Consider the following 25,495-nt stretch of genomic DNA (forward strand, 5'->3'; position numbering starts at 1 on the left):
ACCGCCTGGGGTATTCCCCCGCCGGGCCTCCGTCAACCGGGGGCCGGTGCACACATCCGAGATAGGGCTCCACTGATGAAGTTGCCGCCGTTGTTCGGCTTTCTACAACGCTTTTGGGTGGTGGCCGTAGTGGTGCTGACCCTGATGGCAGCCGTGGCCGTGGTGAGCCGATTGCGCACATTCTTCGACTCGGATCTGCCGTTCGTGGCCGGGTCCGAGCGCGTGGACGCCATCGTCCCGTTCAACACCAAGCGAGTCACCTACCAAGTCGTCGGCCCCGCGGCCACCACCGGCCGGGTGAGCTTCCTCGACGCCGGCGGCAACACGCGGGAAGCGACGTTCACGACGCTGCCGTGGTCGGCAGACGTGGTCACGACGGATCCCGGCATCTTGGCGAACGTCGTCGCCCAGGGCGACAGCACCTCTCTCGGCTGCCGCATCCTCGTCAACGGCAAGGTGGTCGTCGAACGCCATACCGCAGGTCCTGACGCCCAGGCCTTCTGCTTGGACAAAGCCGCATGACCGACCAGATCCCGCGGCCATTGGCCGCCCGCCTGGTCCGGGCCGGCGCCATCCCGATCATCCTGATCTGGGTGGCGATCACCGCAGCCTTGAATCTTCTACTCCCCCAAGTCGAGTCGGTCAGCAAGCACAACGCGGTGTCGATGTCGCCGCAGGACGCACCATCGGTCATCGCGGCCAAGAAGATGGGTGCCAAGTTCGCCGAATCCACCTCCGACAGCATCGCGATGGTGGTGCTCACCGGAGACCAGCCGCTCGACGCCGCGGCGCACCACTACTACGACGAGCTGATCGCGAACCTCCAGCGCGACACCAAGCATGTCGAGCACGTGCAGAACTTTTGGGGTGACCTGATCACCGCTGCCGGGGTCCAGAGCGCCGACGGGAAGGCCGCCTACGTGCAGCTCAACCTCGCCGGCGACCAGGGCAGCACCTTGGGCAACGAATCGGTCGAGGCCGTGCGCGACATCGTCGACCACACCGCACCGCCGGCCGGCTTACACGTGTACGTGACCGGTCCGGCGCCCTTGACCACCGACTCATTGGAGACCGGCGACAAAAGCATGGTCAAGATGACGGTGGTCACCATGGTCGTGATCACGATCATGCTGCTGCTGGTCTACCGTTCGTTCAGCACGGTGCTGCTGATCCTCGCCATCGTCGGCATCGAGATGGGTTCCGCGCGCGGCGCGGTCGCCCTGCTAGGGCACTTCCGGGTGATCGACTTCTCGACCTTCTCGGTTCCCCTGCTGACGGCCCTGGCCATCGCCGCCGGAACCGACTATGCGATCTTCCTGATCGGCCGCTACCAAGAGGCGCGCCAGAACGACGAAGATCCGGAATCGGCCTACTACACCGCCTTCCACGGCGTCTCCCATGTCATTCTCGGCTCCGGACTGACCATCGCCGGCGCCATGCTGTGCCTACGACTGACCCGCCTGGCCTACTTCAAGTCGCTGGCCTATCCGTCAGCCATCGCGCTGATCGTCGCCGTCACGGCCGCACTCACCGTCGCCCCTGCCATCCTGGTGGTGGCAAGCAGATTCGGCCTGCTGGATCCGAAACGGAAGATGAAGACCAAAGGATGGCGCCGGATCGGCACCGCGACGGTCCGTTGGCCGAAGCCGATTCTCGCGGTGGCGACGGCCATCACCATTCTCGGCGTCCTCGCCGTGATCGGGTATCGGACAAGTTACAACGACCGGCACTACATTCCCGCCGATGTGCCGGCCAACATCGGCTACACGGCCGCCGAAAAGCATTTCAGCGCAGCCCGGTTGAACCCCGATATCCTCATGGTCGAATCCGATCACGATATGCGTAACTCCACCGACATGATCGTGCTGGACCGAATCGCCAAATCACTGTTCAGGGTTCGTGGCATCGCCATGGTCCAGAGCATCACCCGACCGCTGGGATCGCCGATCGCGCACAGCTCGATTCCCTATCAGGTCAGTATGCAATCGGTACCCATCACCCAGAATCTGCAGTTCCTCAAGCAGCGCGTGGCTGACATCGACTCGATGTCGGTCAACCTGGGCACGATGATCGATGCGATGACCCGGATACAGAATCTGATGGTCAAGTTCTCCGACGCCATGCACCGCACCTCGGCGTCGGCCCAACACACGGTCGACGACGCGAACACCCTCAAGGCGTCGGTCGACACGATGCGCGACCACCTTGCCGATTTCGACGACGAGGTCCGGCCGATCCGCAACTACTTCTACTGGGAACCCAACTGCTTCAACATCCCGGCCTGCTGGGGCGTGCGGTCGGCATTCGACGCCATCGACGGCGTCGGCACCCTGAGCGACAACATGGGCGTCCTGCTGAAGGACATGGACGCCATGACGAACGGGATGGGCGATATCGACGCGCTGGTGCCACAGCTGGTCAACCAACTCCCACCGATCATCTCGACGGCAACCTCGATGCAGCAGACGATGCAGACCATCCACAGCAGCTTCGCCGGCCTGATCGACCAGATGCAGCAGATGACCGACACCGCCACCGCGATGGGCGAAGCCTTCGACGCGTCCAAGAGCGGCGACTACTTCTACCTGCCACCCGAAGTCTTCGCCAATCCGGACTTCCAGAAGGGACTGGCGTTGTTCCTGTCCCCCGATGGCAAGGCGGCGCGCCTCATCATCACCCACGATGTCGATCCGGCCACCGAACAGGGGATCTCGACCGTCGACGACGAACTCGTCGCCGCGCACGAAGCGGTGAAGGGAACGTCGCTGGCGAACGCGGAGATCACCTTGACCGGGACCGCCGCCACCTACCGGGACATCCAATCCGGGGCGAAGTACGACACCATGATCGCCGCATTCGCGGCACTGACCCTGATCTTCCTGGTGATGATCGTGATCACCCGAGCACTGGTCGCGTCACTGGTGATCGTCGGCACCGTCGTGTTGTCGCTCGGGGCAGCCTTCGGTCTCTCGGTGCTGGTCTGGGAACGGGTGATCGGGATCGAATTGAACTGGATCGTACTGGCATTCGCCGTCATCATCCTGATGGCCGTCGGCAGCGATTACAACCTGCTCCTCGTTTCACGATTCAAGGAGGAGATCGGCGCCGGTATCAAGACCGGGATCATCCGGTCGATGGGCAGCACCGGCAGCGTCGTGACCGCCGCGGGCCTTGTCTTCGCGTTCACCATGGGCGCCATGGCGTCCGGCGATATGCTGAACGTGGGACAGGGCGGCACGACCATCGGCATCGGGCTGCTGCTCGACACCTTGATCGTGCGTTCGCTCATGACGCCGTCCATCGCGGCACTGCTCGGGCCATGGTTCTGGTGGCCGCTCAAAGTCCGATGGCGCCCCGCGACCCGGAATACACCACCCCCGGCACCGGACTCAGACGAAAACAATCAACGACACCAGGAGGTTTCGACATGACTCGTTCCGACAACTCAGGACACGAGGTGAACGTCATCGATATCGATCCGGCGGCCGCGACCGCCGTCGTCGCCCAGTCCGGCGCCATCCTGCTCGACGTTCGCGAGGACGACGAATGGGCCGCCGGCCACGCACCGGGTGCGGTGCATGTCCGCCTGGGCGATCTGGCGGTGGGCACGTTCGACAGCACGGTTCCGGTCGTCGCCATCTGTAAGTCGGGCCGCAGATCCGGTGCCGCGGCAGCCCAGCTCGCGGCCGTCGGCATGACGGTCTACAACATCCACGGCGGCATGACGGCCTGGCAGCATGCCGGGTTGGAGGTCATCCGCGACGATGGCACGCCCGGTGCTGTCATCTGACATGCGGCGCAGCGTCCGCCGGGAATATACCCCCGCGGGTACGCTGTTGCCGTGGAGCGAGAGTGAAGGACGTGAACCGTGACCGGTGACCAGGAAAATATCACTGCGGTGCTGAACCGACTGCGTCGTGCGCAGGGTCAGCTGGCCGGCGTGATCTCGATGATCGAGCAGGGCCGCGACTGCAAGGACGTGGTGACACAGCTGGCGGCGGTCTCGCGGGCCTTGGACCGGGCCGGCTTCAAGATCGTCGCGACCGGCCTGCGCGAATGCATCGCCGGTGAGACGGCCGACGGGTCGAACCCGATGAGCGAAGCCGAACTGGAGAAGCTCTTTCTGGCGCTGGCCTGATCACGGTCAGTCCGCGACCTCGATCCACCGCCCGCCGGAATTCATCGACTCGATGAGGGCGTCGGCCACCAGCGCCGCGCGCAGACCGTCCTCGGCGGTGGCCAGGTCCGACGGACGGCCGGCCGCGACGGAGTCCACCCACTCCTGCAGTTCGATGCGATAGGCATCGCTGTAGCGCGGGATCCAGTCGGCCGGATAGTCCACGGCCCGGCGACTATCAGCGTCGGTGACGATATGTGCGGGCAATGCCAGTGCGGCGGTGCCGGTCTCCATGACGACTTCACACCGGGTCTCGTAGCCGTAGCGCGCATTGAGGAACAGTTCGACGGTCACCAGCACGCCGGACGCCGTACGCAACAGATAGAACTGCGGGTCCTGCCGGGCGCCGGAGTGCGCACAGGAGCGGGCGTGCTGATAGCTGACCTCCACGATCGGCGAGTCGAGCAGCCACGGCATGATGTCGAGTTCGTGGATGGCCGAGTTGGTGATCGACGACGCCGAATCACCACCGGGGGCACTGGACACATTGCGGCTGATGCCGTGCACCATCAGGGGCGCGCCGAGGTCACCGGCGCGCACACGCTCCCGCAGCGCCAGGTACGGCGGGTCGAACCGGCGCATGAAACCGACCGTCACCAGGTCGACCGGCTGCGCCAGTTCCCGCTGGGCCGCCACGAGCTCGCGGCATTCCGCAGCCGTTGGGGCCAAGGGCTTTTCGCACATGACGGGCTTACCTGCCCGCAACGCGGCACGAACCAGGTCGGCGTGGGTGTCGTCGCGGGTCGCGATGACCACGGCGTCCACGCCGGCGTCGGCGATCAGCGCCTGACCGTCCGGGGACACCCTGGCACCGAGTTCGGTGGCCACCGTGTCGGCGACCTCGCTGTTGAAATCGGTGACGGCGACCAGCTCGGAGCCCGAGATCACCCTGGCGAGCTTGCTGGCATGGTCGGCGCCCATGACGCCGACCCCGATCACACCTACGCGTACAGTCATGCCGCCGAGTATTACCCAGTCCGCTGACGCGTTTGTGCGGTTCCATCCGTGGACGTCGGCGCGCCGCGGATGAAACCGCACAAACGGGGGGCGATCAGAGGATGTAGAGCTAGTTCTGACTGCGCGTTTGCAGATGTGGGCGGGGCTGGGCGAGTGTGGGCAACACGCGGCCTGACGTGCACCTATCCAGTTGTCGCCGAATGCCGCCAATCCGGGCCCAACGGCACCAACTGCGGCCCCACTGCGGCCCCGACGAAGGCACGTCCGACCAGCCACTAACGATTCAGCGCCCCATTTCGGCCTTTCGGCCGCACGCCAGCGCGCCACCGACATACCGTAGAAAGTCATGGAGAGCGATACCTACGGCATCGACGGCACCGATGAGGACCAGGCCTATATTGACCAGCACCGTCGAGAGGCCGAACACTTGCGCAGCAGGGATGAAGGCGAAGCGGAGGTTCTTACCGAACAGGAACGCCTCGAACTGGCTGACAAGCATGATCTACGTGCAGACGACCGGGAGGCAGACACCGATATGAAGTAGGTGACCGCTGGGCGCGTTGTAATTCACCCGATCAAACGACACGTGATCCTGCAAATACTGTCGGTCGCCTCGACTAGCGTTAGAAGCATGACTGATCCGCTTCGAATTGTCTGCATCCGCCTTACGGATGAGGCGCCCTACACGAAACGCTGGCTACAGAGCGAGGGCAAACCAGACACGCACTATCCCGTGATCCTCGGCCTAACGAGAAAGGTAACGCCGTTCGAAGAGGTCGAACTGGCATCAAAAGGGTTTCAGGTCCTCAAAGAACCACCTTGGGGACGAGATTGGGTGGTGACCTTCACCAATGTTGAGTATCTGCGAAAGCACATCAAGGACGTAGAGGACAAGCTTGCCGCCGCCGTCAACGGCGCGGCCCTGACCGCCGAGTTCGCCGCCGTGGAAGATCAGAAGATCAAAGACCTGGCGGAAGAAATCAACAGTCTCCTCAAACAAGCCGATGCACAGGAGGAACGGGCGTGACGACACCCAGCATGACGACTGTCAATCCGCCGCCCCTCCCCAGCAAGGCCGACCCGTTACTCAGGAAGCTGGTTGCTGAAACGGTCGCTGCCGGGGTGTCGATTCCGTTGGACCTTTACCTGCCGTCAGGTCGAGTGTACGGAGACACAACGTCACATGAGGACTTCTGCCGTTGGGCAACAGGTCGATTGGGAGATGAATCGGCATACACCGGCAACATCGCGCCGCTACCGGACGATGCAGAATATGTCCACCTGAGCGTTCAACCGCTATCGGTGATGCCCGGGGATTCCGAGCGACCCGAGGTGGTGCGGGTACGGCTGAGGGACGTAGTCGCTTGGACCGTGGGATGAGACCCGTATAGACGGCCCGGAGCAAGGCCCCGGTGGGATCACCACCGGGGCCTTGCTCATTCCGTATCGAGTCATCTTCGGGACTCAACGACCAGGCGGTCAGGGCCGCCCGTAAACCCCGGCGGGTCACACCGGGATTGTTTGAACCCCTGCACCCGCACACCGGAAGGATGGTTGCCAACTGACCAGACAGCGTGCGGGCCGGGGAGATTCTGTTGTGTTACAACGCTTTCTTGCGGTATCGGTTCAACACCATCAACTCAGGCAGTGTGAATCCGAACGCGTCGGAGCCGTACCGCACCGAGAACGCCGCCATGGTTTCGCCTTCCAGCCCGCCGGTATTCATCAGCAGGCGCGCGGACGCGGACAGGATCACTGCGGACAGTTCGTTGTTCGGTTCACCGTCTGTGAAACCCACCCCACGGGTGTGGGCTGACACCATCGCTTTGACCACACCGAGGACGGCGGTGGCCTGTTCGGTGGTGACGGTTCGACCGGCGTAGGTGGCCAGCTCAGCGGGTGTCGGCATTACGCGGTGTCGTAAATCCGGACGATGCCAGCGGGATTGGCGAATCCCCACGAGATACGGGCCGTCGCGCGAACCTGGATCGCGTCATAGTCGAACGCGGCTTCGGTGGACCGGGTGACGGTGGTGCCGGTGCGCTGCACCACGAAAATCTGGGATGCGTCCACACCCCACGCGTTGCCTGCGCCCACATCGGTGGACACCAGCACGGGCACACCGGCCAGGGTCACACCGTCACCTACAGAGTCCAGTAGGCCCTTGTTGCTGCCGGTGGTCAGTTCCTTGGCGGTCGCCAGGGCCAGGGCCACATCGGGGGCCACGATGAAATGGGTCAGGGTCGCGCCACCGGCCAGCGCATCGGACTTCGCGGTGTGGAAGGCGTCAAGGTTCGTGAACGGCAAGGTGTCGGTGTCAATCTCGATAATGCCGGTGAGCGACAACAGTCCTGACGGTCCGTTGGTCACGGTGTTGCCGAAGAACGCCGCATCGATTTTCTTCGCAATGGAACGGGCCAGGGTGCGGCCCACCTGATCGGCCACGGCGGGATTGCTGTCGTCGGCGGCCTCATTGGAGATTTGTGTCAGCCCCGCAACCTTTTTCGGGGTGACCACCAGTTCATTGGTGGTGGGGTCGGTCAGCGAGATTTGCGTGTTCTCGGCGTACCATCCGACGGCGGGGTCGGCGGTGATCTTCGGGAAGCGGATCGTTTCGGAGCCGGTAGAGATGACGGTGCCCGCCTGAAACGCAATCGACTTTTCAGCGATCACGGTATCGATAAGCTTGCCGTAGTCTTCGGGGGTGAACGCGGTCTGTAGACCTGCGTTGGTTACTGCCACTGTGGATATTCCTTGCCTGGTAAGCGAATTAGATTCGCCACCAGGGCGTGAAATGTAGGGCAGGCACCAGGGCCTAGAAAGTCAGCACCAACCACCAGGGTTGGTTAGCTACCCTAATTATAGCAAACGGGCTAACGAAGCAGACCCGAAAAGTCTTTAGGGCCAGTCTGATCGCCACGCACCCCTTGGCCGATGTCCCCGGATACCTTGCGTGCCTTGATGTATGGGCGTTCAGTGATTGCGGCATCGATCGCAGCGGTGAGGGCATCGTCGTCATCAAGTACGTCAGCATCAAATGGAATCTCGGCGGCGTTCTCCACCTTTCCGGTTGCCGCCACGCGGGCGGTGAACAGCGCCCGGGCTAGTTCATCGGCGCGGGCCTCGGCCGCCTTGGCGCGTTCGCGTAGGTTCTTGGCTTCGCGGCGGACCTTGGCCAGCACCTCGGCGGTGGCGGGGTCCAGGCCATCAGGGGTCTGATCCTCGGGGGTGTCCGCGCGGTCTTCGGTCACGTCGCTGTCCTCGGTGATGTCGGTCTCGCTCACTTAGGTTTCCTCACTTGCTTGGGTTTGGTTGGGGAGATGACGAGGCGTTGCACGCACGCACAGCTGGGGTGGCGGGCCATCCCGTGATCGGGTGGGAACACCCGCCCACCCCTGGCCCAGTGCTGGCACAGTTCGCAGGCCCCGGCGTTCGTCTGCCGTATCCACCCGATGTATCCGCCCCGGCCAACCCGCATCCCACTGGACGCCTGGGTGAACGCCTGCTGTGCGGTCTGTAGGGGTTCGGACCGGGCTAGGCGGGTCACACGGTCCAGCGACGTGGTGCGGTCCTCTAGGGCGGTCCTGGCGGCCTTCAACAGGCGTTCTGAGTCGTCGGTGGGCAGCACGCCCGCCGCCGGTGTTGCGCGGCCGGTCAGGGCCTCTAGCTGGCGGCTGGCGGACGCGTCCGCCAGGGCGGTGGCGGCGGCGTTGGACCGTTGCAGCAGAGCCACCAGGCGGGCCACCCGTTCGGCCTTGGATCGGTGCGCGTGCACGATGCGGGCGGCCCGCGCGGCGGTGTCGTCGGCTAGTTCCTCTAATGCGGCCTGGAATTTGTCGGCCGGGGTCACGTGTCCTCACCGAGGTCAAGGTTCACGCCCTGTTTGTCGAGGGCCTCGGCACGCATCGCGGCGCGAATCTCGGTGATCTGGTCGTCGCTGTAGTTCAACCGTTTCAACACCCACGACCACGGCAACCCGGCCTGCACCAATTTCACGGCGGCGTCCACTTCTTGCGCGGTCGATCGTGTCGCGGCGTCGGCCCACTGCACCCGCAACGGGGTGTCGGTCGTGTCGGTGTTGGTCTGGACCGCGAGCAGTAGGCGGCCCACCTGTTCCCATGCCCGCCCGAACAACAGTTGCTTGCTCTCGGCACGGGCGGTCAGGGACGCCTCCGAGGCGCGAAGGGCGTCCGCCGACGTTGGTTGGTTCTGCAACACACCCAAGTAGTGGCTAGGTAATGCGGACACGGCCTGAATTTGTGACACCAGTACCCGCACGGCGGTTTCGAAGCCGGACAGGTTGGCCTCGGCGAAGCTGCCGAACGTGGTTTCGGTGTTCTCGGCAATGGCCCACGATGTCGCCGATTCATCGAACGGGGTCGTTGTCGTGGTGGCGGGCTCACCATCCGGCCCCATGACGGGATTGCCGTCAGAGTCCAGTACCGGCATCTCGACCAACTCAACCCCAGTGACCCACCTCCGCCCGAACCCGGCTGCGTGGCTGGCGACCACCATGTCCAGCGTCACCTTGACCAGCGCGTCGGTCAGGTCACGCAAATCGTCAATCTCGCTGCGATGGTTGTCGAAACACACCAACGGCACCTGACCGAGGTTGTGCTCCACCGAGTCCACCAGGACGAACCCCGACACCGCCGCCCCGGTCTGCGGGGCCCGGTAGTGGTCCACCCGGTCAGCCAGATAGACATACGCGTGCGTGGAATCCTTGTCGCTGAAACGCTTTACGCCAGCTATCACCGACCCGTCAGCCGGGTCGCGCAACACCGCGCACTGAAACGGTGACTCCACCGAGGCCACCGGCTTACCGTTCTTGGCCCACACCAACACGAACCCCTGCCCGTAGGTGAGAGCGTCGGTGTGGACCTGGCCGACTAACTGGTCAAGGTCTGTCGCGGTGAATAGGTCGAACACGGCAGGGTCACTGAACCCGGTCACCCGCAGGCGTTCGGTCAGCGCCGACACCGCCAACGCCGGAATGTTCACCGACATGCGCACCAGGCGGTCATCCAGCGCTTTGCGTGACGCCGGGGACAGGAACGCGAGCGGCTGCCGCCCCGTCGCATAGCGCTGCAACTGTGTGTAGTAGCCCTGCGGGGAGTCAAGTAGGTGCAACAGTTCTCGGAGCAAATCGCTCATCGGGTAATCACTCTGAATCTCTTGGGTTTACGGTTAGCAAGCCAGCCCGCGTGATCAAAGGCGATGATTGCCGCAATGCACGCGTCGATCTTCCTGGGCGACCCGCGTTTGTCTTTCACGATCACGTCACCATTCGCAGTGGATCGCACAACGGCGTGCGCGACATGCGCAGCCAACCGAGGGTCACCATCGTGCGTCAGGGCGCCGGTGGTCACCGCCTGATACATGCGGTCAGTCGCGGGTGCCATCCGCTTCGGTTCGGCGGTGTTCCACTCCAAAACCCTCTTCTCACCGTGGCGTTGCGCCCACTGCTCAATCTCTGACCGCCACCCCCACGGGTCACAACACAGCGCGGCCACGTCGTAGGTGTCGAACACTCTGGCAATGGCGGCGTCGACCTCACTGCGCGGCACCCGCCAATCCGGGTCACCCGGGTTCTCCCACAGACCCTCTAGCCAAATATGGCCATCCATGGTGCAGCCCACAAGGGCCGTGGAGTCACCAGATGCCGACCCGTCGAACCCGAACACCACCCGGCCCGTTTTCGGCCTCTCCGCCGCGCGGGCGTCCCACGCCCCCCAAGGCAGCCAGGCCCCCACCGAGGACACCCACATCCCGAGGCGCAATTGCTGAAACACCGGCAACCGAATCGTTCGGTACGCGGCGGCCAAACCGTCCTCGGCCAGGAACGGGTCACGGCACGACAACGCCGGGTTAGCGATCCGCCACGCTTCCCGGTCATCAGGCGCGCACCCCTCCGGCGCGGAAAACTCACGGAAGAAAAACGACGGATCGGTACCCGCACGCCCGTGCTCCACCAACCGCCACATCACAGAATCGGGTGTGCTGGCCGGGGTGGAGATAGCCAACGTCAACGACTCCGGCCGTTTACCCGATACCGAGGTCACGGCCTCCCACACCGCCTCTGTGACGACGTGCAATTCGTCCACGATCAACAGCGACGGGTCATGGCCGTGCAACGCCCCGGGCTCGGCAGGCAGCGGCAACAATGTTGCGTCGTTCTCCGGCAGATACAGCCGGTCGGCATACACCTGCACCCGTTCCGACAGAACCGGGTTCAGCTCCACCATCCGGCGCGCGTACTTCAACGTGATCGCGGCCTGGCGAGCATCCGACGCGACAGTCAAGACCTCGGCAGACGGCGGACCGACGAACAACTCCGCAAGTGCCAATGCCGCCGCCAACATCGTCTTGCCATTCGCGCGCGGGATCGAAACAAGCGCTGTGCGAACCCCTTTGGCGTACGAACCACGAACAATGTCCAGTTGGAAGTCCCGAAGCTTGAACGGTTTACCCGCCCCTTGGCCGCGCGGCACCACCAGAAACTCGCGGATGAACCGCTCCCGGCGGCGCGCACGGTCCAGCGGCCACCCCTTGAACACCAATGGTTCAGCGGTGACACTACCCTTCGCGCCAGACTTCAACGATCCTCAAATATATTGATAAATATAGACATAACGCCAACCTGCAGAGGTGAGATACGCACTGCCGCAGGTGATTACGGCGCGCCAACCGGTCACCAAAGCTGCGATTTATCTCTCAAACTTTGCCTAGAGCGTGCGTCTCTCCGAGGCTGTCAAGCCCCTATCCCCCAGGGGTATGTGTTACGCGGTTGCGGCACAACAGGATTCGCAGCGCAGGCACTCTCGAATTGTGTTGCAGCGCAGCACCTTAACGGTCCTGCTAGTCCGTGCGTGTGGCGTTGGCGCCGCGTGCTGCACCTGCGCGCACGTTATGCAGATGGCAGCGAATAATGATGTCCTGCAGGCGAATTGGCAATCCTTCTGCTTTGCGCCGCCAGGCCTCTGCCGTATGGTCCGCCTCTAGCTGGCCTTGGCATCCGCCGAGGTGGGCATCAGTACAGAATGGTTGGAGCTTGCGGGCGCGTGCCGAGAGTCGTTGCCACGCTTTGTCGTATCCACGTCGGGTGGACGACGGTCGTTGTCGCGACGGTGCGCTCAGTTGGTGTGCAGGACAACGTGATTCGGACGTGGGTTCACCGCAGGTCAGGCATGGCTTCTGTAGTGGTGTCATCTCGTGGGCGGGTCGGGATGTTGGTGTATACCAGGGCGTCGGCGGTGGTGTAGATGTTGGTGACTTGGTAGGCCGCGCATCGGAACGACACGGGCAGACCGTGGAAGCCGCCCCCAATCCGGTACGGGGATAGATGGTTGTCGGCGCGGACGGAGCCGATGACTAGCCCGGCGGTGATCGCGTAGCGTTCGCGTTCAGGCAGCTTTGCGAGGACGGTCTCGGCGTCGGTCTGGTGGCGGTAGAAGCTGATGCCGCATCGGCAGGCGGGGTGTGGGGGTTGGTGGGGAAGGTTGCACAGCGCGGTGTGTCGGCCGTCGTGTGGGAGTACGTCACCGGCGAATGGGCTGCATAGTTGGCCGTGGTCGTCCAGTTCCCAGAAGCGCCACCCGATCACGTTAGGCCCGTATTGCCGTCTGTGTGGCCCGTGGAGCCACGAATGGCGTTTGCTTGTGCTGCTACCGCCGGGGACGTGGTGGCCTCGTGTAGGTCGCGGCTTAGTTGGTGGGCGGTGTCGGGGTCCATCGCGATGATGTAGCGGGCGGTGGTTGCGGCGTCCAGCATCACCACCGACACCACGTCACCATCGACATGTGGATGTACCTGGACACCGATGCTGGTCGGGAACGGGCGCAACAGAGTGACCTCAGTGTCGTCCATCAGTTGTTGTCCTCGATCCATGCCAGCATGTCGCGGCGTTCCTGTTCACCGCGACACCGTGAACAGACTTCGGGTTGCCACGGGGATACGGGCCGCGCACACGACGGGCATCGGTAGAAGATGGGCAGGTCGGTGGTCGTCATGCTGTCTCGGTGACCTCCAGCAGTTCGTTGAGGCGGTTGAGCAGGATGGGGCGGGCTACGTCTTCGCGCCCCTCCCAGGCGCGGGCAGCGCACCATGCAGACCGGCGGGCAGCCTCGAATCCCAACCAATCAATGCCGGTGTCCTCCTGGATCTTCCAGATGTAGGGCTGGAAGTCGGATTCCAGGTACGCCAAGATCAGGCGGCACGCCAGGATCTCACTTTCGCGTGCAACCGATTTCGGTGGTCGAGTTGGATGCATGTGTTTTCTTTCGGGTGGAATCTCAACGGGGTCAACGTCACCCACTACTTACAGTATACCCCCTATGGGTATGTATCTGCGTTCATGCGTCGGCGTGTTTCCAGGTTGTAGCACTGCTTGCACAGCCCGTCGCGATATCTCGGACCGTCGCAGAACGCAGACTTGCATGGACGTACTCGCAATTCTGAATCCTGTTGGATGTCTGGCGGATTGGTGATGTTTGGCGTCGGCTTCCCCTCGCCCTCCGGACGGCCTTCCGTATGCACGCCCGCAGGGGGTGGTGTGGTGTTCCGACGACGACCGTTCGTATTGCGCACCCGCTTACCGTCGTGCACTGCGCATGGGGCGTCGGGTTCACCGAGTCCGCCAGTCACAGCGTGCGGCGGAGAAACCAAGCATCGGATGCCCGATTCCCCTGTCAGCCAGCCTTTTTGGACGGCATGGGTGATTGCACGGCAAACCAGATCATCCCGCTTCCCGAGGATGCGCACCAATTCACCCGGCCCGAAACTCGCATGTCCGTTCCCAAGCTGCGATCCATACGCCAAGAAGGCCACCCGCATCCACAAGGGCAACTCACCATCGGCGGCACGTTCCCTCCACACATTTTGGTAATGGAACACACCAGGATTCTTTGCACTGAACCGCTTCAACGAACCTCGCCTTGCAGTCCACGGAACTGGGTACACACGTTGAGATTCTTAGAGCGGCGACCCAATTGCGCAGGTGGGGCGCTCGCGGGTTTGCACTCAGTGCAAATTGGGTTTGCACTGAGTGCAAATTGATTCACGGCCAGTCCTCCCCGCGCTTCTGACCCGCCAACCCGATCTTGACGATTTCGTGCCGCCCGTCACAGGCATGCCCGCACCCTGTGCTGTCGATCCACGCCATCGAACCCTTAGCGTCGGCCAGGTTCTCCCACAGTGTGACCGTCAGACCCCCGCACCACGCCATCACCGCGTACCGGCCGGTGCCCAACACCCAATGCAGTCGTGGGTAAGCACAGCGGAGGAAAGCGGACTCTAGGCGGTGGTGCCGGTCGCAGCGGTGCCGCGTGTAGACCTTGGCCCCGATGATCGTGGTCACCGTCCACCCCGAACCGTCGCGGCCTTCTGATCAGCCAGCCACGCGTCCAGATCAGCCTTGTCATACACCACCGACCGTCCCAGCGCGTAGGACCGTGGACCTAGGTCCATGTGCCGCCACCACCGCAAGGTGGCCACCGGCTTGCCCAGATACCGGGCTGCATCGGCTGTGTTGAGCCGTTCCATAGGAGTCGTGCACCTCTCCGCGCACCCCCAACGGGTACGCAACATCCAGCAGACGCCGCTTTCTCCCTTGCACCCGGCGTCCCGTGGGTGCCCAACTCCTACTAACAGGGTAACACACGGTCATCGTTGAGATCGTTTGAAGATGTTGGGCAACAAAGTAATTGGGGAAGTTGCACATTGCTTAGCTGATCTATCTACGCTCTAGCCGTTGACGACCGGAGTAGCATCCCGGCCCATGAGCACCACAAAGCGGAACCCCTCTGACCTCGGCTACATCGAGGACCGCTGGTACAGCGACGACGGCACGCCGAAGGCCCGCCACGGTCAGGGCAGGCGGTACCGCGCCCGGTGGGTCAACGACGACGGTAAGGAACGCTCGGAAAGCTTCACCTCAGAGAAGGCCGCCAAGGCACACCTCAAAGCAGTAGCGCGCGGTGAGTACACCAACGACCTCGGCAAGCTGACATTCCGCGAGTACTTCGACCAATGGTCACCACACCAGGTGTGGGCACCCGGCACCGTCAAGAAAGTCGACCAGGCCATCAACTCGGTGACGTTCGCCGACACCCGCCTGGACCGCCTGCGGCCCACACACATTCAAGCGTGGATCAAAGGCATGGCCGACAAACCGCTGGCCGCGAACACGATCCGCTCACGGTTCGATCACGTGCGCGCAGTCGTCCGAGCAGCGGTCGCGGATCGTGCCATCCCGTTCGACGTGACCGCCACGGTGACACTCCCCCGCGTCCGCCGCGCCGACGCGGCGATGGTCATTCCCACCACGGCACAGGTGGGTGCCGTGCTGCACCACGCCCCCGAGCGGTTCTCGGCGTTCGTGGCGGTGTGCGCGTTCGGCGGGCTGCGCCTCGGTGAGGCGGGCGGGTTGCGGGTGTCGGACATCAATTTCATGCGCCGCGAGATCCGCGTTCAACGCCAGGTGCAGATGGTGACCGGTGGCGGCGTGGACATCCGGCCACCCAAGTACGGCAGTGAGCGCACCGTCTACATCCCCAAGGACCTGGTGACCATCCTTGCCGAACACGTCCGTCTCCACGCTCGTGGTGACGATCCAGACCGGTATCTGTTCACCGACCAGAACGGGTTGGCGCTCCATCAGAACTCAGCCGGGTACCAGTGGGCCCGGACCCGCGATAAGGCCGGGGTGACATTCCGGCTGCACGATCTGCGGCACTTTTACGCCAGCGGCCTGATTGCGGCCGGGTGCGACGTGGTGACGGTGCAGCGGGCAATGGGCCACGGGTCGGCCAGCCTCACGCTGAACACCTACAGCCACCTGTGGCCGAAGGCGGAGGACCGCACGCGAAACGCTGCGGCCCAAATGCTCGGAGAGGCACTTACTGCGGCCCGAGTGCGGCCCCAGGCGCAGTAAGTGCCATCTCACCTGCTGGTTTACAGGATGTAGAGCATCTCCTGGTACGTCGGCAGCGGCCACAGGTCGTCGGCCACCACACCTTCCAGCGCGTCCGCGGCGGCACGCACCGCGTCCATCGCGGGCAGCAATGCCGACTGGGCATGCTTGGCCTCATCCAGCGCCGACTCCGCGGAATGGTCGGCCAGCGCCGCCTTCAACGTCGCCAGGCCCGCCGACAGCTCGGCGATCGGCTTCGAAACCCCTTCCAGCAGAGTGAGATCCGGCTCGATCCCAGCGGCCTTGAGCGTTGCGGCGTTCTGCGCTAACTCGGTCTGGTAGCGGATGGCAGCGGGCAGGATGACCGTCGTCCCCAGTTCCAGGGCGAGTTTGGCCTCCACCCCGATGGTCAGCGCGTACTGCTCGAGGCGCACCTCATAGCGGCTGTGCAGCTCCCGCTCGCTGAACACGCCGTACTTCTCGAACACCGCGACCGCCTCGGGCTTGATCAGCTCGGGGATGGCATCCAGGGTGGTCTTGAGATTCGGCAGGCCACGCTCGGCGGCCTCGATCTGCCAGTTGTCGGAGTAGCCGTCGCCGTTGAACACCACCGCGCCGTGCTCGGTGATGATGTCGGTGAGCAGCTGCTGCACGGCGGCGTCGAAGTCGGTGCCGTCGGCGACGGCCTTCTCCAGCACCGTGGCCATGTAGTCCAGCGAATCGGCCATGATCGTGTTCAGGATGATCATCGGGACGTTGATGGTCTGCCCCGAACCGGGCGCCCGGAACTCGAACCGGTTGCCGGTGAACGCGAACGGGCTGGTGCGGTTGCGGTCGCCCGGGTCGGTCGGCAGTTCCGGCAGGGTGTCGACGCCGATGATCATGCTGCCCTTACCCTTCGACGAGGTGGCAGCCCCCTTGGCGATCTGCTCGAACACATCGGCCAGCTGGGCCCCGAGGAAGATCGAGATGATCGCCGGCGGCGCCTCGTTCGCGCCGAGTCGGTGGTCGTTGGTGGCCGAGGCCACCGACACCCGCAGCAGGCCCGCGAACTTGTGCACGGCACGGATGACCGCCGCGCAGAACACCAGGAACTGAGCGTTCTCATGCGGGGTGTCGCCGGGCACCAGCAGACTGCCGAACTGGGCATTGCCCATCGAGAAGTTGACGTGCTTGCCGGAGCCGTTGACACCGGCGAACGGCTTCTCGTGGAACAGGCATTCCATGCCGTGCTTCTTGGCCACGTTGCGGAAGATGGTCATCAGCAGCTGCTGATGGTCGGCGGCGATATTTGCCCGCTCGAACATGGGCGCGATCTCGAACTGGCCGGGCGCGACCTCGTTGTGCCGCGTCTTGGCCGGGATGCCGAGCTTGAACAGCTCACGCTCGGTGTCCATCATGAAGCCGAGCACCCGCTCGGGAACGGCGCCGAAGTAGTGGTCGTCGAACTCCTGACCCTTGGGCGGCTTGGCCCCGAACAGCGTCCGGCCGGCGTTGATCAGGTCCGGCCGGGCCAGGAAGAAGTGCCGGTCAACCAGGAAGTACTCCTGCTCCGGACCGCAGAACGACACGATGTGGTCGAAATCCTTGTGCCCGAACAGCTTCAGGATTCGCTCGGCATGGGTGCCCATCGCCTGCTGGCTGCGCAGCAACGGGGTCTTGTAGTCCAGCGCCTCACCCGTCATGGACACGAACACCGTCGGGATGCACAGCGTGTTGCCGTTCGGGTTCTCCAGGATGTAGGCCGGGCTGGTGACGTCCCACCCGGTGTAGCCACGGGCCTCGAACGTCGAGCGCAGGCCACCGGACGGGAAGCTGGAGGCGTCCGGCTCACCCTGGATCAGGGTCTTGCCGGCGAACTCGGCCAGCGTCTGGCCGTCGGAGACCGGCTCCAGGAAGCTGTCGTGCTTCTCGGCGGTCAATCCGGTCATCGGGTAGAACACGTGCGCGTAGTGGGTGGCGCCCTTCTCCAGCGCCCAGTCCTTCATCGCCGCGGCGACGGCATCGGCGATCGCCGGATCGAGCTTGGCGCCCTTCTCGATGGTCGCGACGACCGACTTGTACACCGATTTGGGAAGCCGCAGTTGCATCTCGGCCTTGGTGAAGACGTTGGCCCCGAAGATCTCGCCGGGGGCCTCGGTCGGGTCGAAGCTGATGGCCGGCGGCACATAGCCCTCGACGTTGGTGATCGCCTGGAGGCGGACGGCATTACCACTCAATGGAGTTCCTATCGCTGCACGTGGTTGACCGACCCACGGTAGGAATCTTCGATGGCAAATTTGTTACGTGCGCGTCAAGGACGCGATTCGCTTGTAACAGACACGCACGATGCTTTCTTTGGCAAAGACGCTGATGCCGCGACCATCTGTCGGTGGTCGAATGTATGTTCGAATCATGTCGACGACCGCGTCCGAGGCCACCACATCCAAGGCCATGGCGGCCTTGCGCGCCGCCTACGAGGCCTTGGCGGCGTGCGACTTCCAGACGCTGACACGGGCCGAGTTGCTGGCCGTAATGGACGAGTTCGAAGCCCTCACCTGCTGTCTGCCCGCCCAGTCGCACCGGATGCTGGCGCAGCTGCAAGCCGACGGCACCCCGCAGGAGCTGGGCGCGAAGTCCTGGAATGCACTGCTGCGCATTCGTTGGCGGCTGTCCACCGCCGAGGCCGGCCGCCGCCTGGCCGAGGCCGCCGACCTGGGCCCGCGTCGGTCGTTGACGGGTGAGCCGCTGCCGCCGGCCTTGGCCGCCGTCGCCGCCGCGCAAGCCGCCGGGCTCATCAACGGTGGCCACGTCGATGTGCTGCGGGATGTCATCGACCGCCTGCCGGGATTCGTCGACACCACCACCCGGGAGCAGTTCGAGAACGACCTGGTGCGCATCGCCACCGGCGTGGGGCCCCAAGAACTCAAGGACACGGCCGAGCTGCGCCTGTTCCTGCTCGATCAGGACGGACCCGTACCCGAGGACGCCGAGCGCGAACGCAAGCGCGGGGTCACGATGGGCAAACAGGGCCGCGATGCGATGACGCCGGCCAGGGCGAACTTCACCCCGGAAGCGACGGCGGTCTTCGAGGTGCTCTTCGCCAAGTTCGCGGCGCCGGGGATGTGCAACCCGGCGGACGACGAACCGTGCATCTCCGGCACCCCGACCCAGGCGCAGATCGACAACGACCACCGCACCCCGGCCCAGCGCCGGCACGACGCGTTGATCGCCATCGGCCGGATCGCTCTGATGAGCGGTGAACTCGGTCAGCTCAACGGATTACCCGTCGCGGTGATCATCCGGACCACCTTGCAGGATCTGGAATCCCGCGCCGGGATCGGCGTCACCGGCGGCGGCACCAAGGTGCCCATCAGGGACGTCATCCGGCTGGCGGCCCATGCCAACCATCATCTGGCCGTGTTCGACAAGGCCACCGGCTCGGCCCTCGCCCTGTTCCGGGCGCGCCGTACCGCGTCGCGCGCACAGCGGATCATGCTCATCGCGCGCGACGGCGGCTGCACCAAACCGGGTTGCACCGTGGGTGCCTACGGCAGCGAAGTGCATCATGCGGTGGCCGACTGGGCACACGGCGGCAACACCAACGTGGACGAGATGGCGCTGGCCTGCGGGCCCGACAATCGCATGGTGCACCGCAACAGCGGCTACACCACCACGATCAACCGTCGCGGCGAGGTCGAATGGCAGCCGCCACCCTGGCTCGACCATGGCCAACAGCGGATCAACTATCTGCACCGGCCCGAGCTGCTCCTGAGGCCGGTCGACGGCGCCGGCACCGACCACGCCCACGGCGGTACGGGAATGCGCGGCCCGTGAATGCCGGCCCGCCCGGTTCCCGGGCCGCGACTCAGAGCGAGCGGGTCGCGGTGTCGATGCGTGCGCCGAGATCGATCCCCTCGGCCACGGCAACGAGGGCCGCCGCCACGATGGACGCCGGGGCGCGGTCGAGCACCACCAACCCGATCGCCGGGCTGGGGCCGTGTTTGACCATCGGCCGGGCGACGAAACCTGCGGGCACACCCAATTGCGGCAGCCAGGCGGTCGACGCGATGGTGGCCCGTCGGGCATGCGTCAGGTGCGCGTACAGCGCATCGACCGAATCCGCCTCCACGACCGGACGGTAGTGCACACCCTCGGCCGCCATGTTTGCGTCCAGGATGCGGCGATTACGCATCGTGGTGGTCAGCACGCACAACTCCAAACCGGCGGCGTCGGCCCAGCTCACCTCCGGCCGGCCAACCAGCGGATGATCCGCCGACGCGATCAGGACGTACTGCTCTCGGTACAACTCGACCGACCGAGTGCCCGGCGGTGCCTCGTCGTCCAGATACGTCAATCCGGCGTCGATCTCGAAATCGGCCAGCCGCCGGGCGATCTCACGCGATGACAACGCCTCGATACGCACCGACGCGGCCGGATTGCGGTGCAGGAACTCGGCGGTGATGAACGGACTGGCCGGCACCGCCGTCGGGATGGCACCCAGCCGTGCGGTGACGGTCAACCGCCCACGCATCCGGTCGAGATCGGCGAGCATCTCATCACGCTCGGCGATGATCCGCTGCGCCCAGGCCACCACCCGCTGCCCCTCCTCGGTGAAGCCCTCGAAACGGCGGCCGCGCTGCACGATCACGATGCCCAGATCGCGCTCCAGCCGGCGGATCGCCACCGACAGCGTCGGCTGGCTGATGTGACAGCGCGCGGCCGCCCGGCCGAAGTGCCGCTCGGCGGCCAGCGCCAGCAGATAGTCCAGGTGCTGCAACAACACATCTCCAGCCATCGGTTGACGATAGACGTCGGCTATCACTGCATGTCAAATACCAAATACCGGCCGCCGTCATCGTGGGCGAGCGGCCGGTTGCCGGGATTAGATTGGAAGGTATGACCAGTACCGAGGACATCGACGCGAACTACGACGAACGCGACGTCTCGGTCACCGCCGCCAAGCACGAGGCCGCCGGGGTGAAGGCCGTGATGGTCAGCATGCAGCGCGGCCTGGAGCAGATGGGGCCGGGCCGCACGCTGGCCGCGCTGTCCCGGCTGAACCAGCGGCACGGTTTCGACTGTCCCGGCTGTGCGTGGCCCGAGGAGCACGGCGGACGCAAGCTCGCCGAGTTCTGCGAGAACGGCGCCAAAGCCGTCGCCGAGGAGGCCACCAAACGACGTGTGACGGCCGACTTCTTCGCCAGGCATTCGGTGGCCGAGTTGGCCGAGAAGCCCGAGTACTGGCTGTCGCAGCAGGGCCGGTTGACCGAGCCGATGGTGTTGCGGCCGGGCGCGACGCACTACCAGCCGATCGACTGGGATGCCGCCTACCGGCTGATCGCCGACGAGCTGACTGCCCTGGACTCCCCCGACGAGGCGCTGTTCTACACCTCAGGACGCACCAGCAACGAGGCCGCGTTCCTGTACCAACTGCTGGTGCGCAGCTTCGGTACCAACAACCTTCCGGACTGTTCCAATATGTGCCACGAGTCCTCGGGTACCGCGCTGGTCGACTCGATCGGCATCGGCAAGGGTTCGGTCACCGTCGACGATGTCGAACATGCCGATCTGATCGTGATCGCCGGGCAGAACCCCGGCACCAACCATCCCCGCATGTTGTCGGTGCTGGAGAAGGCGAAAGGCAACGGCGCCAAGATCATTGCCATCAACCCGTTGCCAGAGGCCGGGTTGATGAGGTTCAAGGATCCGCAGAAGGTGCGCGGCGTCGTCGGACACGGCATCGCGATCGCCGACGAGTTCGTCCAGATCCGCATCGGCGGGGATATGGCGCTGTTCGCCGGGCTGGGCCGGTTGCTCCTGGAGGCCGAGGACACGGCACCGGGCACCATCGTGGACCGTGCGTTCGTGGATGCCCACTGCGCCGGTTTCGACGCCTACGAACGCCAGACCCGCGCCGTCGACCTCGACGTGGTGACCGAGGCGACCGGGGTCGACGACACCCAATTGCGCCGGGTGGCAGCGATGTTCGCGCAGTCACAACGAACGGTCATCTGCTGGGCGATGGGCCTGACCCAGCAACGGCACGCGGTGGCGACGATCGGCGAGGCCACCAACCTGTTGCTGATGCGCGGCATGATCGGCAAGCCGGGCGCCGGCGTGTGCCCGGTACGCGGACATTCCAACGTCCAGGGCGACCGCACCATGGGCATCTGGGAGAAGATGCCCGAGGCGTTCCTGGCGGCACTGGACGGCCGGTTCGGCATCACCACCCCGCGCAAGCCCGGCCACGACACCGTCGACGGTATCCGGGCCATGCGCGACGGCCAGGCCAAGACGTTCATCGGGATGGGCGGCAACTTCGTCTCTGCCACTCCCGACACCGCCGTCACCGAGGCCGCGCTGCGCAATTGCGCTCTGACAGTGCAGATCTCGACGAAGTTGAACCGCAGCCACCTGGTGCACGGCCGCACCGCGGTGATCCTGCCGACGCTGGGCCGCACCGACAAGGACTTCCAACGGGCCGGCAAACAGCTGGTGTCGGTGGAGGATTCGATGTCGATGGTGCATCTGTCGCGCGGTAACCTGCACCCGCCCAGCGATCAGGTGCGCAGCGAGGTGGCCATCGTCTGTCAGCTGGCCCGCACCCTGCTGGGCCCCGATCACCCGGTGCCGTGGGAGGCGTTCAACGACGACTACGACCTGATTCGCGACGCCATCGCCGACGTGGTCCCCGGCTGCACCGACTACAACGCCCGGGTGCGGCAGCCGGACGGCTTCCAGCTGCCGCATCCGCCGCGCGACGCCCGCGAATTCCCCACCCACACCGGCAAGGCGAACTTCTCGGTGTACCCGTTGGAGTGGGTCCCGGTGCCGCCGGGCCGGCTGGTGTTGCAGACACTGCGCAGCCACGACCAGTACAACACCACCATCTACGGTCTGGACGACCGGTACCGCGGCGTGAAGGGAGGCCGGCGGGTAGTGTTCGTCAACCCGGCCGATATCGCGGCGCTCGGTTTCCAGGACGGGGACCGGGTGAACCTCGTCTCGGAGTTCGAAGGCCAGGAGCGGCGGGCTGAGGACTTCCGCATCGTGGCGTACTCCACCCCGGCCGGCAACGCCGCCGCGTACTACCCGGAGACCAATCCCCTGGTGCCACTGGATCATACGGCCGTCAGGTCCAACACGCCGGTGTCCAAGGCTGTCGTCGTCAGGCTGGAACCATGGGCAGGGTGACCACCCGCCGGCCGATCAGCCACCACACCGCCGACGGGGTGGTGGCCAGGCCGGACACCCTTGTCGTCGAAGAGCCGTTGGAAATCCGGGTCAACGGCGCCCCGCTGACGGTCACCATGCGCACACCGGGCTCGGATATCGAACTGGCCCAGGGCTTTCTGCTCACCGAGGGCATCGTCAGCGACCGCGACGACATCGCCACGGTGCGATACTGCCAAGGCGCGACCGACGACGGTGTCAACACCTACAACGTCCTCGATGTCACCCTGGCCCCCGGTGTGCCTGCGCCAGACGTGGACCTGACCCGCAACTTCTACGCGACCTCGTCGTGCGGGGTGTGCGGGAAGGCGTCGCTGGAGGCGGTACGGCTGATCAGCCGGCACTCCCCTGGCGACGATCCGACCACGGTCGCACCGGAGGTGCTCAGCGCGCTGCCCGGTAAGCTCCGCAAGGCGCAGAAGGTGTTCGCCACCACCGGCGGCTTGCACGGGGCCGCGCTGTTCGACACCGACGGCACCGAACTGGTGGTCCGCGAAGACATCGGCCGGCACAACGCCGTCGACAAGGCCATCGGCTGGGCCCTGGAGACTCGGCGAATCCCGTTGTCGGGCACGGTACTTCTGGTCAGCGGTCGAGCCTCGTTCGAGCTGACCCAGAAGGCCGTGATGGCCGGAATCCCGATCCTGGCCGCCGTCTCGGCGCCGTCGTCACTCGCGGTGGACCTGGCCGCGCAGGCCGGGCTGACCCTGGTGGCGTTCCTACGCGGCGAGTCGATGAACGTCTACACCCGACCCGACCGCATCCGATAACGCCCCCTGAGATCTCCTCCCGTTCTCCACCCGATCTCCAAGCAGCCGGGCCCCACCCGCGGCGAGCATCGAAGGCATGCCAACGGTCCTCATCGCCTCCTGCCCACCGGTCGGCCACATCGGCCCCTTGCTCAACGTCGCTCGCGGCCTGGTGCTGCGCGGTGACCGCGTCACGGTACTGACCTCGGCCCGGCACGCCGACTCGATTCGCGCCACCGGTGCCGAGGCGCTGCCGCTGCCCAGCCTCGCCGACTTCGACGACAGTGCACTGGATGCCGACCAGCCAGGGCGCGCCGAAACCTCGGGGATCCGACGGGTGAACTTCGACATCAGGCACGTCTTCGTGCGGCCGCTGCCCTATCAGGCCGCGGCACTGGCAGATGCCCTGGCCACCAACACATTCGATGCGGTGCTCACCGACGCCTTCTTCCTCGGCGTCCTGCCGATGCTGCTCGGCGACCGTCGGGACCGTCCGCCGGTCCTGTCTTATACGACCACGCCCCTGCTTCTCACCAGTTGCGATACCGCCCCGAGCGGCATGGGCCTGCTACCGGGATCGGGCGTATCCGGCCGGCTCCGCAATCGCATCCTCAATCTGCTGGCGCAGCGCGTGCTGCTACGGCCGGCACATCGTTCGCTCGCGGCCATGCTCGACGTCCTGGGTCTGCCCGAGCCCGCCGCTTTCGTGCTCGATTCCGGCGTCCTGGCCGACCGGCTGATCGTGCCGACCGTGCCAGAGTTCGAGTATCCCCGCACCGACCTGCCCGCTCACGTCCGCTTCGTCGGCGCCGTCACACCGACGCCCACCACCGAGTTCCGGCCACCGGCATGGTGGGACCGCCTGGACGGAGACCGTCCGGTGGTGCATGTCACCCAGGGCACCGTGGACAACGCCGATCTGTCCCGCTTGATCGAGCCTGCCATCACCGCGCTGGCCGACGCGGATGTCACGGTGGTGGTCAGCACCGGAGGCCGGCCGGTGGACCGGATCGGGATTCCGTTGCCTGCCAATACCGTCGTAACCGAGTACGTTCCGCATGATCTGCTGCTCCCGAAAGTCGACGTGCTGGTGACCAACGGCGGTTACGGCGGGGTGCAGCGCGCCCTCGCGGCGGGGGTGCCTGTGGTGGTCGCGGGGAACACCGAAGACAAGCCCGAGGTCGCCGCCAAGGTCGAGTGGGCGGGAGCGGGTATCAACCTGCGCACCGGCACGCCGGCGGCCGACGCTGTCGGCGCGGCGGTCCGGGAAATCCTGGCGAGCGACCGCTATCTGCGCCGGGCTCGTGAGCTTGCGGCGGCGTTCGACCGAAGGGACGGGGTGGCCGAAATCGCGGCACTGGTGGACGAGGTGATCACCGAACACCGGGCTCCACAACGACGAAATGGCTGCGTTCCGGTGTGGAACACAGCCATTTCGTCGGTTTCGAAGAGTTAGGCGGTGCTTCAATGGCCTGACTTCTCAACGCG

General features: G+C 65.1%; 26 protein-coding genes. 11 read left to right on the forward strand and 15 right to left on the reverse strand.

Going from position 1 to position 25,495, the window contains the following annotated elements:
- Positions 1–75: 75 nt before the first annotated feature.
- The 4 genes from SBI67_RS17790 (at position 76) to SBI67_RS17805 (ending at position 4,138) form a co-directional block, all read left to right on the forward strand.
- Positions 76–522 carry an MmpS family transport accessory protein gene (locus SBI67_RS17790; protein WP_318981816.1) on the forward strand — a complete coding sequence of 149 codons (447 nt, stop codon included), beginning with the start codon at positions 76–78 and terminating at the stop codon, positions 520–522.
- The gene (locus tag SBI67_RS17795; RefSeq protein WP_318981817.1) at positions 519–3,431 is read left to right on the forward strand and encodes an MMPL/RND family transporter; all 2,913 of its coding nucleotides are present in this window, start codon (positions 519–521) and stop codon (positions 3,429–3,431) included. Before SBI67_RS17790 ends, SBI67_RS17795 begins: the two co-directional genes overlap by 4 nt.
- Positions 3,428–3,790, forward strand: a complete 363-nt coding sequence (locus SBI67_RS17800) for a rhodanese-like domain-containing protein (protein ID WP_318981818.1) — start codon at positions 3,428–3,430, stop codon at positions 3,788–3,790. Before SBI67_RS17795 ends, SBI67_RS17800 begins: the two co-directional genes overlap by 4 nt.
- Positions 3,791–3,868: 78 nt before the next feature.
- Positions 3,869–4,138 carry a metal-sensitive transcriptional regulator gene (locus SBI67_RS17805; RefSeq protein ID WP_318981819.1) on the forward strand — a complete coding sequence of 90 codons (270 nt, stop codon included), beginning with the start codon at positions 3,869–3,871 and terminating at the stop codon, positions 4,136–4,138.
- A gap of 6 nt (positions 4,139–4,144) precedes the next feature.
- Here the strand turns inward: SBI67_RS17805 and SBI67_RS17810 are convergent, their stop codons facing one another.
- Positions 4,145–5,134, reverse strand: coding sequence for a Gfo/Idh/MocA family oxidoreductase (locus SBI67_RS17810; protein WP_318981820.1), 990 nt, complete (start codon positions 5,132–5,134; stop codon positions 4,145–4,147).
- A gap of 346 nt (positions 5,135–5,480) precedes the next feature.
- On the opposite strand from SBI67_RS17810, the gene SBI67_RS17815 reads away from it, so the two are divergent.
- The gene (locus SBI67_RS17815) at positions 5,481–5,678 is read left to right on the forward strand and encodes a hypothetical protein (protein WP_318981821.1); all 198 of its coding nucleotides are present in this window, start codon (positions 5,481–5,483) and stop codon (positions 5,676–5,678) included.
- 87 nt (positions 5,679–5,765) lie between these two features.
- Positions 5,766–6,161 carry a hypothetical protein gene (locus SBI67_RS17820; protein WP_318981822.1) on the forward strand — a complete coding sequence of 132 codons (396 nt, stop codon included), beginning with the start codon at positions 5,766–5,768 and terminating at the stop codon, positions 6,159–6,161.
- A gap of 573 nt (positions 6,162–6,734) precedes the next feature.
- Here the strand turns inward: SBI67_RS17820 and SBI67_RS17825 are convergent.
- From SBI67_RS17825 to SBI67_RS17880, 12 genes are all read right to left on the reverse strand, one after another.
- Entirely contained in the window at positions 6,735–7,043 is a 309-nt protein-coding gene (locus SBI67_RS17825; RefSeq protein ID WP_318981823.1) for a hypothetical protein, read from the reverse strand.
- Positions 7,043–7,876, reverse strand: coding sequence for a phage major capsid protein (locus SBI67_RS17830; protein ID WP_318981824.1), 834 nt, complete (start codon positions 7,874–7,876; stop codon positions 7,043–7,045). Before SBI67_RS17830 ends, SBI67_RS17825 begins: the two co-directional genes overlap by 1 nt.
- A 131-nt stretch (positions 7,877–8,007) precedes the next feature.
- Entirely contained in the window at positions 8,008–8,418 is a 411-nt protein-coding gene (locus SBI67_RS17835) for a hypothetical protein (RefSeq protein ID WP_318981825.1), read from the reverse strand.
- A complete protein-coding gene (locus SBI67_RS17840; protein ID WP_318981826.1) occupies positions 8,415–8,984 on the reverse strand; it encodes a hypothetical protein in 570 nt (189 codons plus the stop codon). Before SBI67_RS17840 ends, SBI67_RS17835 begins: the two co-directional genes overlap by 4 nt.
- Positions 8,981–10,288, reverse strand: a complete 1,308-nt coding sequence (locus SBI67_RS17845) for a phage portal protein (RefSeq protein WP_318981827.1) — start codon at positions 10,286–10,288, stop codon at positions 8,981–8,983. The genes SBI67_RS17840 and SBI67_RS17845 overlap by 4 nt, the downstream gene beginning before the upstream one ends.
- The gene (locus tag SBI67_RS17850; RefSeq protein WP_318981828.1) at positions 10,285–11,733 is read right to left on the reverse strand and encodes a terminase large subunit domain-containing protein; all 1,449 of its coding nucleotides are present in this window, start codon (positions 11,731–11,733) and stop codon (positions 10,285–10,287) included. The genes SBI67_RS17845 and SBI67_RS17850 overlap by 4 nt, the downstream gene beginning before the upstream one ends.
- A gap of 572 nt (positions 11,734–12,305) precedes the next feature.
- Positions 12,306–12,737, reverse strand: coding sequence for a hypothetical protein (locus SBI67_RS17855; protein ID WP_318981829.1), 432 nt, complete (start codon positions 12,735–12,737; stop codon positions 12,306–12,308).
- Complete coding sequence (locus tag SBI67_RS17860) at positions 12,734–13,000, reverse strand: hypothetical protein (protein ID WP_318981830.1); 267 nt, start codon at positions 12,998–13,000, stop codon at positions 12,734–12,736. Before SBI67_RS17860 ends, SBI67_RS17855 begins: the two co-directional genes overlap by 4 nt.
- A complete protein-coding gene (locus SBI67_RS17865; RefSeq protein ID WP_318981831.1) occupies positions 13,000–13,143 on the reverse strand; it encodes a hypothetical protein in 144 nt (47 codons plus the stop codon). The genes SBI67_RS17860 and SBI67_RS17865 overlap by 1 nt, the downstream gene beginning before the upstream one ends.
- Entirely contained in the window at positions 13,140–13,448 is a 309-nt protein-coding gene (locus tag SBI67_RS17870) for a hypothetical protein (protein WP_318981832.1), read from the reverse strand. Before SBI67_RS17870 ends, SBI67_RS17865 begins: the two co-directional genes overlap by 4 nt.
- Positions 13,449–14,189: 741 nt before the next feature.
- Positions 14,190–14,489: a hypothetical protein gene (locus SBI67_RS17875; protein ID WP_318981833.1), complete on the reverse strand. Its 300-nt coding sequence runs from the start codon at positions 14,487–14,489 to the stop codon at positions 14,190–14,192.
- Positions 14,486–14,674 (reverse strand): helix-turn-helix transcriptional regulator, encoded by a 189-nt coding sequence (locus SBI67_RS17880; protein WP_318981834.1) that lies wholly within the window; start codon positions 14,672–14,674, stop codon positions 14,486–14,488. Before SBI67_RS17880 ends, SBI67_RS17875 begins: the two co-directional genes overlap by 4 nt.
- Positions 14,675–14,909: 235 nt before the next feature.
- Between SBI67_RS17880 and SBI67_RS17885 the strand changes: the two genes are divergently transcribed.
- On the forward strand, positions 14,910–16,064 hold the full coding sequence (locus SBI67_RS17885) for a tyrosine-type recombinase/integrase (RefSeq protein ID WP_318981835.1): 1,155 nt from the start codon (positions 14,910–14,912) through the stop codon (positions 16,062–16,064).
- 20 nt (positions 16,065–16,084) lie between these two features.
- On the opposite strand, the gene SBI67_RS17890 is transcribed toward SBI67_RS17885, so the two are convergent.
- Positions 16,085–18,262 (reverse strand): glutamine synthetase III family protein, encoded by a 2,178-nt coding sequence (locus tag SBI67_RS17890; protein WP_318981836.1) that lies wholly within the window; start codon positions 18,260–18,262, stop codon positions 16,085–16,087.
- Positions 18,263–18,422: 160 nt separating this feature from the next.
- On the opposite strand from SBI67_RS17890, the gene SBI67_RS17895 reads away from it, so the two are divergent.
- Positions 18,423–19,859: an HNH endonuclease signature motif containing protein gene (locus SBI67_RS17895; RefSeq protein WP_318981837.1), complete on the forward strand. Its 1,437-nt coding sequence runs from the start codon at positions 18,423–18,425 to the stop codon at positions 19,857–19,859.
- A gap of 31 nt (positions 19,860–19,890) precedes the next feature.
- On the opposite strand, the gene SBI67_RS17900 is transcribed toward SBI67_RS17895, so the two are convergent.
- On the reverse strand, positions 19,891–20,820 hold the full coding sequence (locus SBI67_RS17900; protein ID WP_318981838.1) for a LysR family transcriptional regulator: 930 nt from the start codon (positions 20,818–20,820) through the stop codon (positions 19,891–19,893).
- A 101-nt stretch (positions 20,821–20,921) separates the two neighbouring features.
- Between SBI67_RS17900 and SBI67_RS17905 the strand changes: the two genes are divergently transcribed.
- From SBI67_RS17905 to SBI67_RS17915, 3 genes are all read left to right on the forward strand, one after another.
- Positions 20,922–23,219: an FdhF/YdeP family oxidoreductase gene (locus SBI67_RS17905; protein ID WP_318981839.1), complete on the forward strand. Its 2,298-nt coding sequence runs from the start codon at positions 20,922–20,924 to the stop codon at positions 23,217–23,219.
- Positions 23,207–24,028: a formate dehydrogenase accessory sulfurtransferase FdhD gene (gene fdhD / locus SBI67_RS17910; RefSeq protein WP_318981840.1), complete on the forward strand. Its 822-nt coding sequence runs from the start codon at positions 23,207–23,209 to the stop codon at positions 24,026–24,028. Before SBI67_RS17905 ends, fdhD begins: the two co-directional genes overlap by 13 nt.
- A 76-nt stretch (positions 24,029–24,104) precedes the next feature.
- Positions 24,105–25,463 carry a nucleotide disphospho-sugar-binding domain-containing protein gene (locus SBI67_RS17915; RefSeq protein ID WP_318981841.1) on the forward strand — a complete coding sequence of 453 codons (1,359 nt, stop codon included), beginning with the start codon at positions 24,105–24,107 and terminating at the stop codon, positions 25,461–25,463.
- Positions 25,464–25,495 lie beyond the last annotated feature (32 nt).

It is taken from the genome of Mycolicibacterium chengduense, assembly GCF_033741155.1.
Classification (GTDB): domain Bacteria; phylum Actinomycetota; class Actinomycetes; order Mycobacteriales; family Mycobacteriaceae; genus Mycobacterium.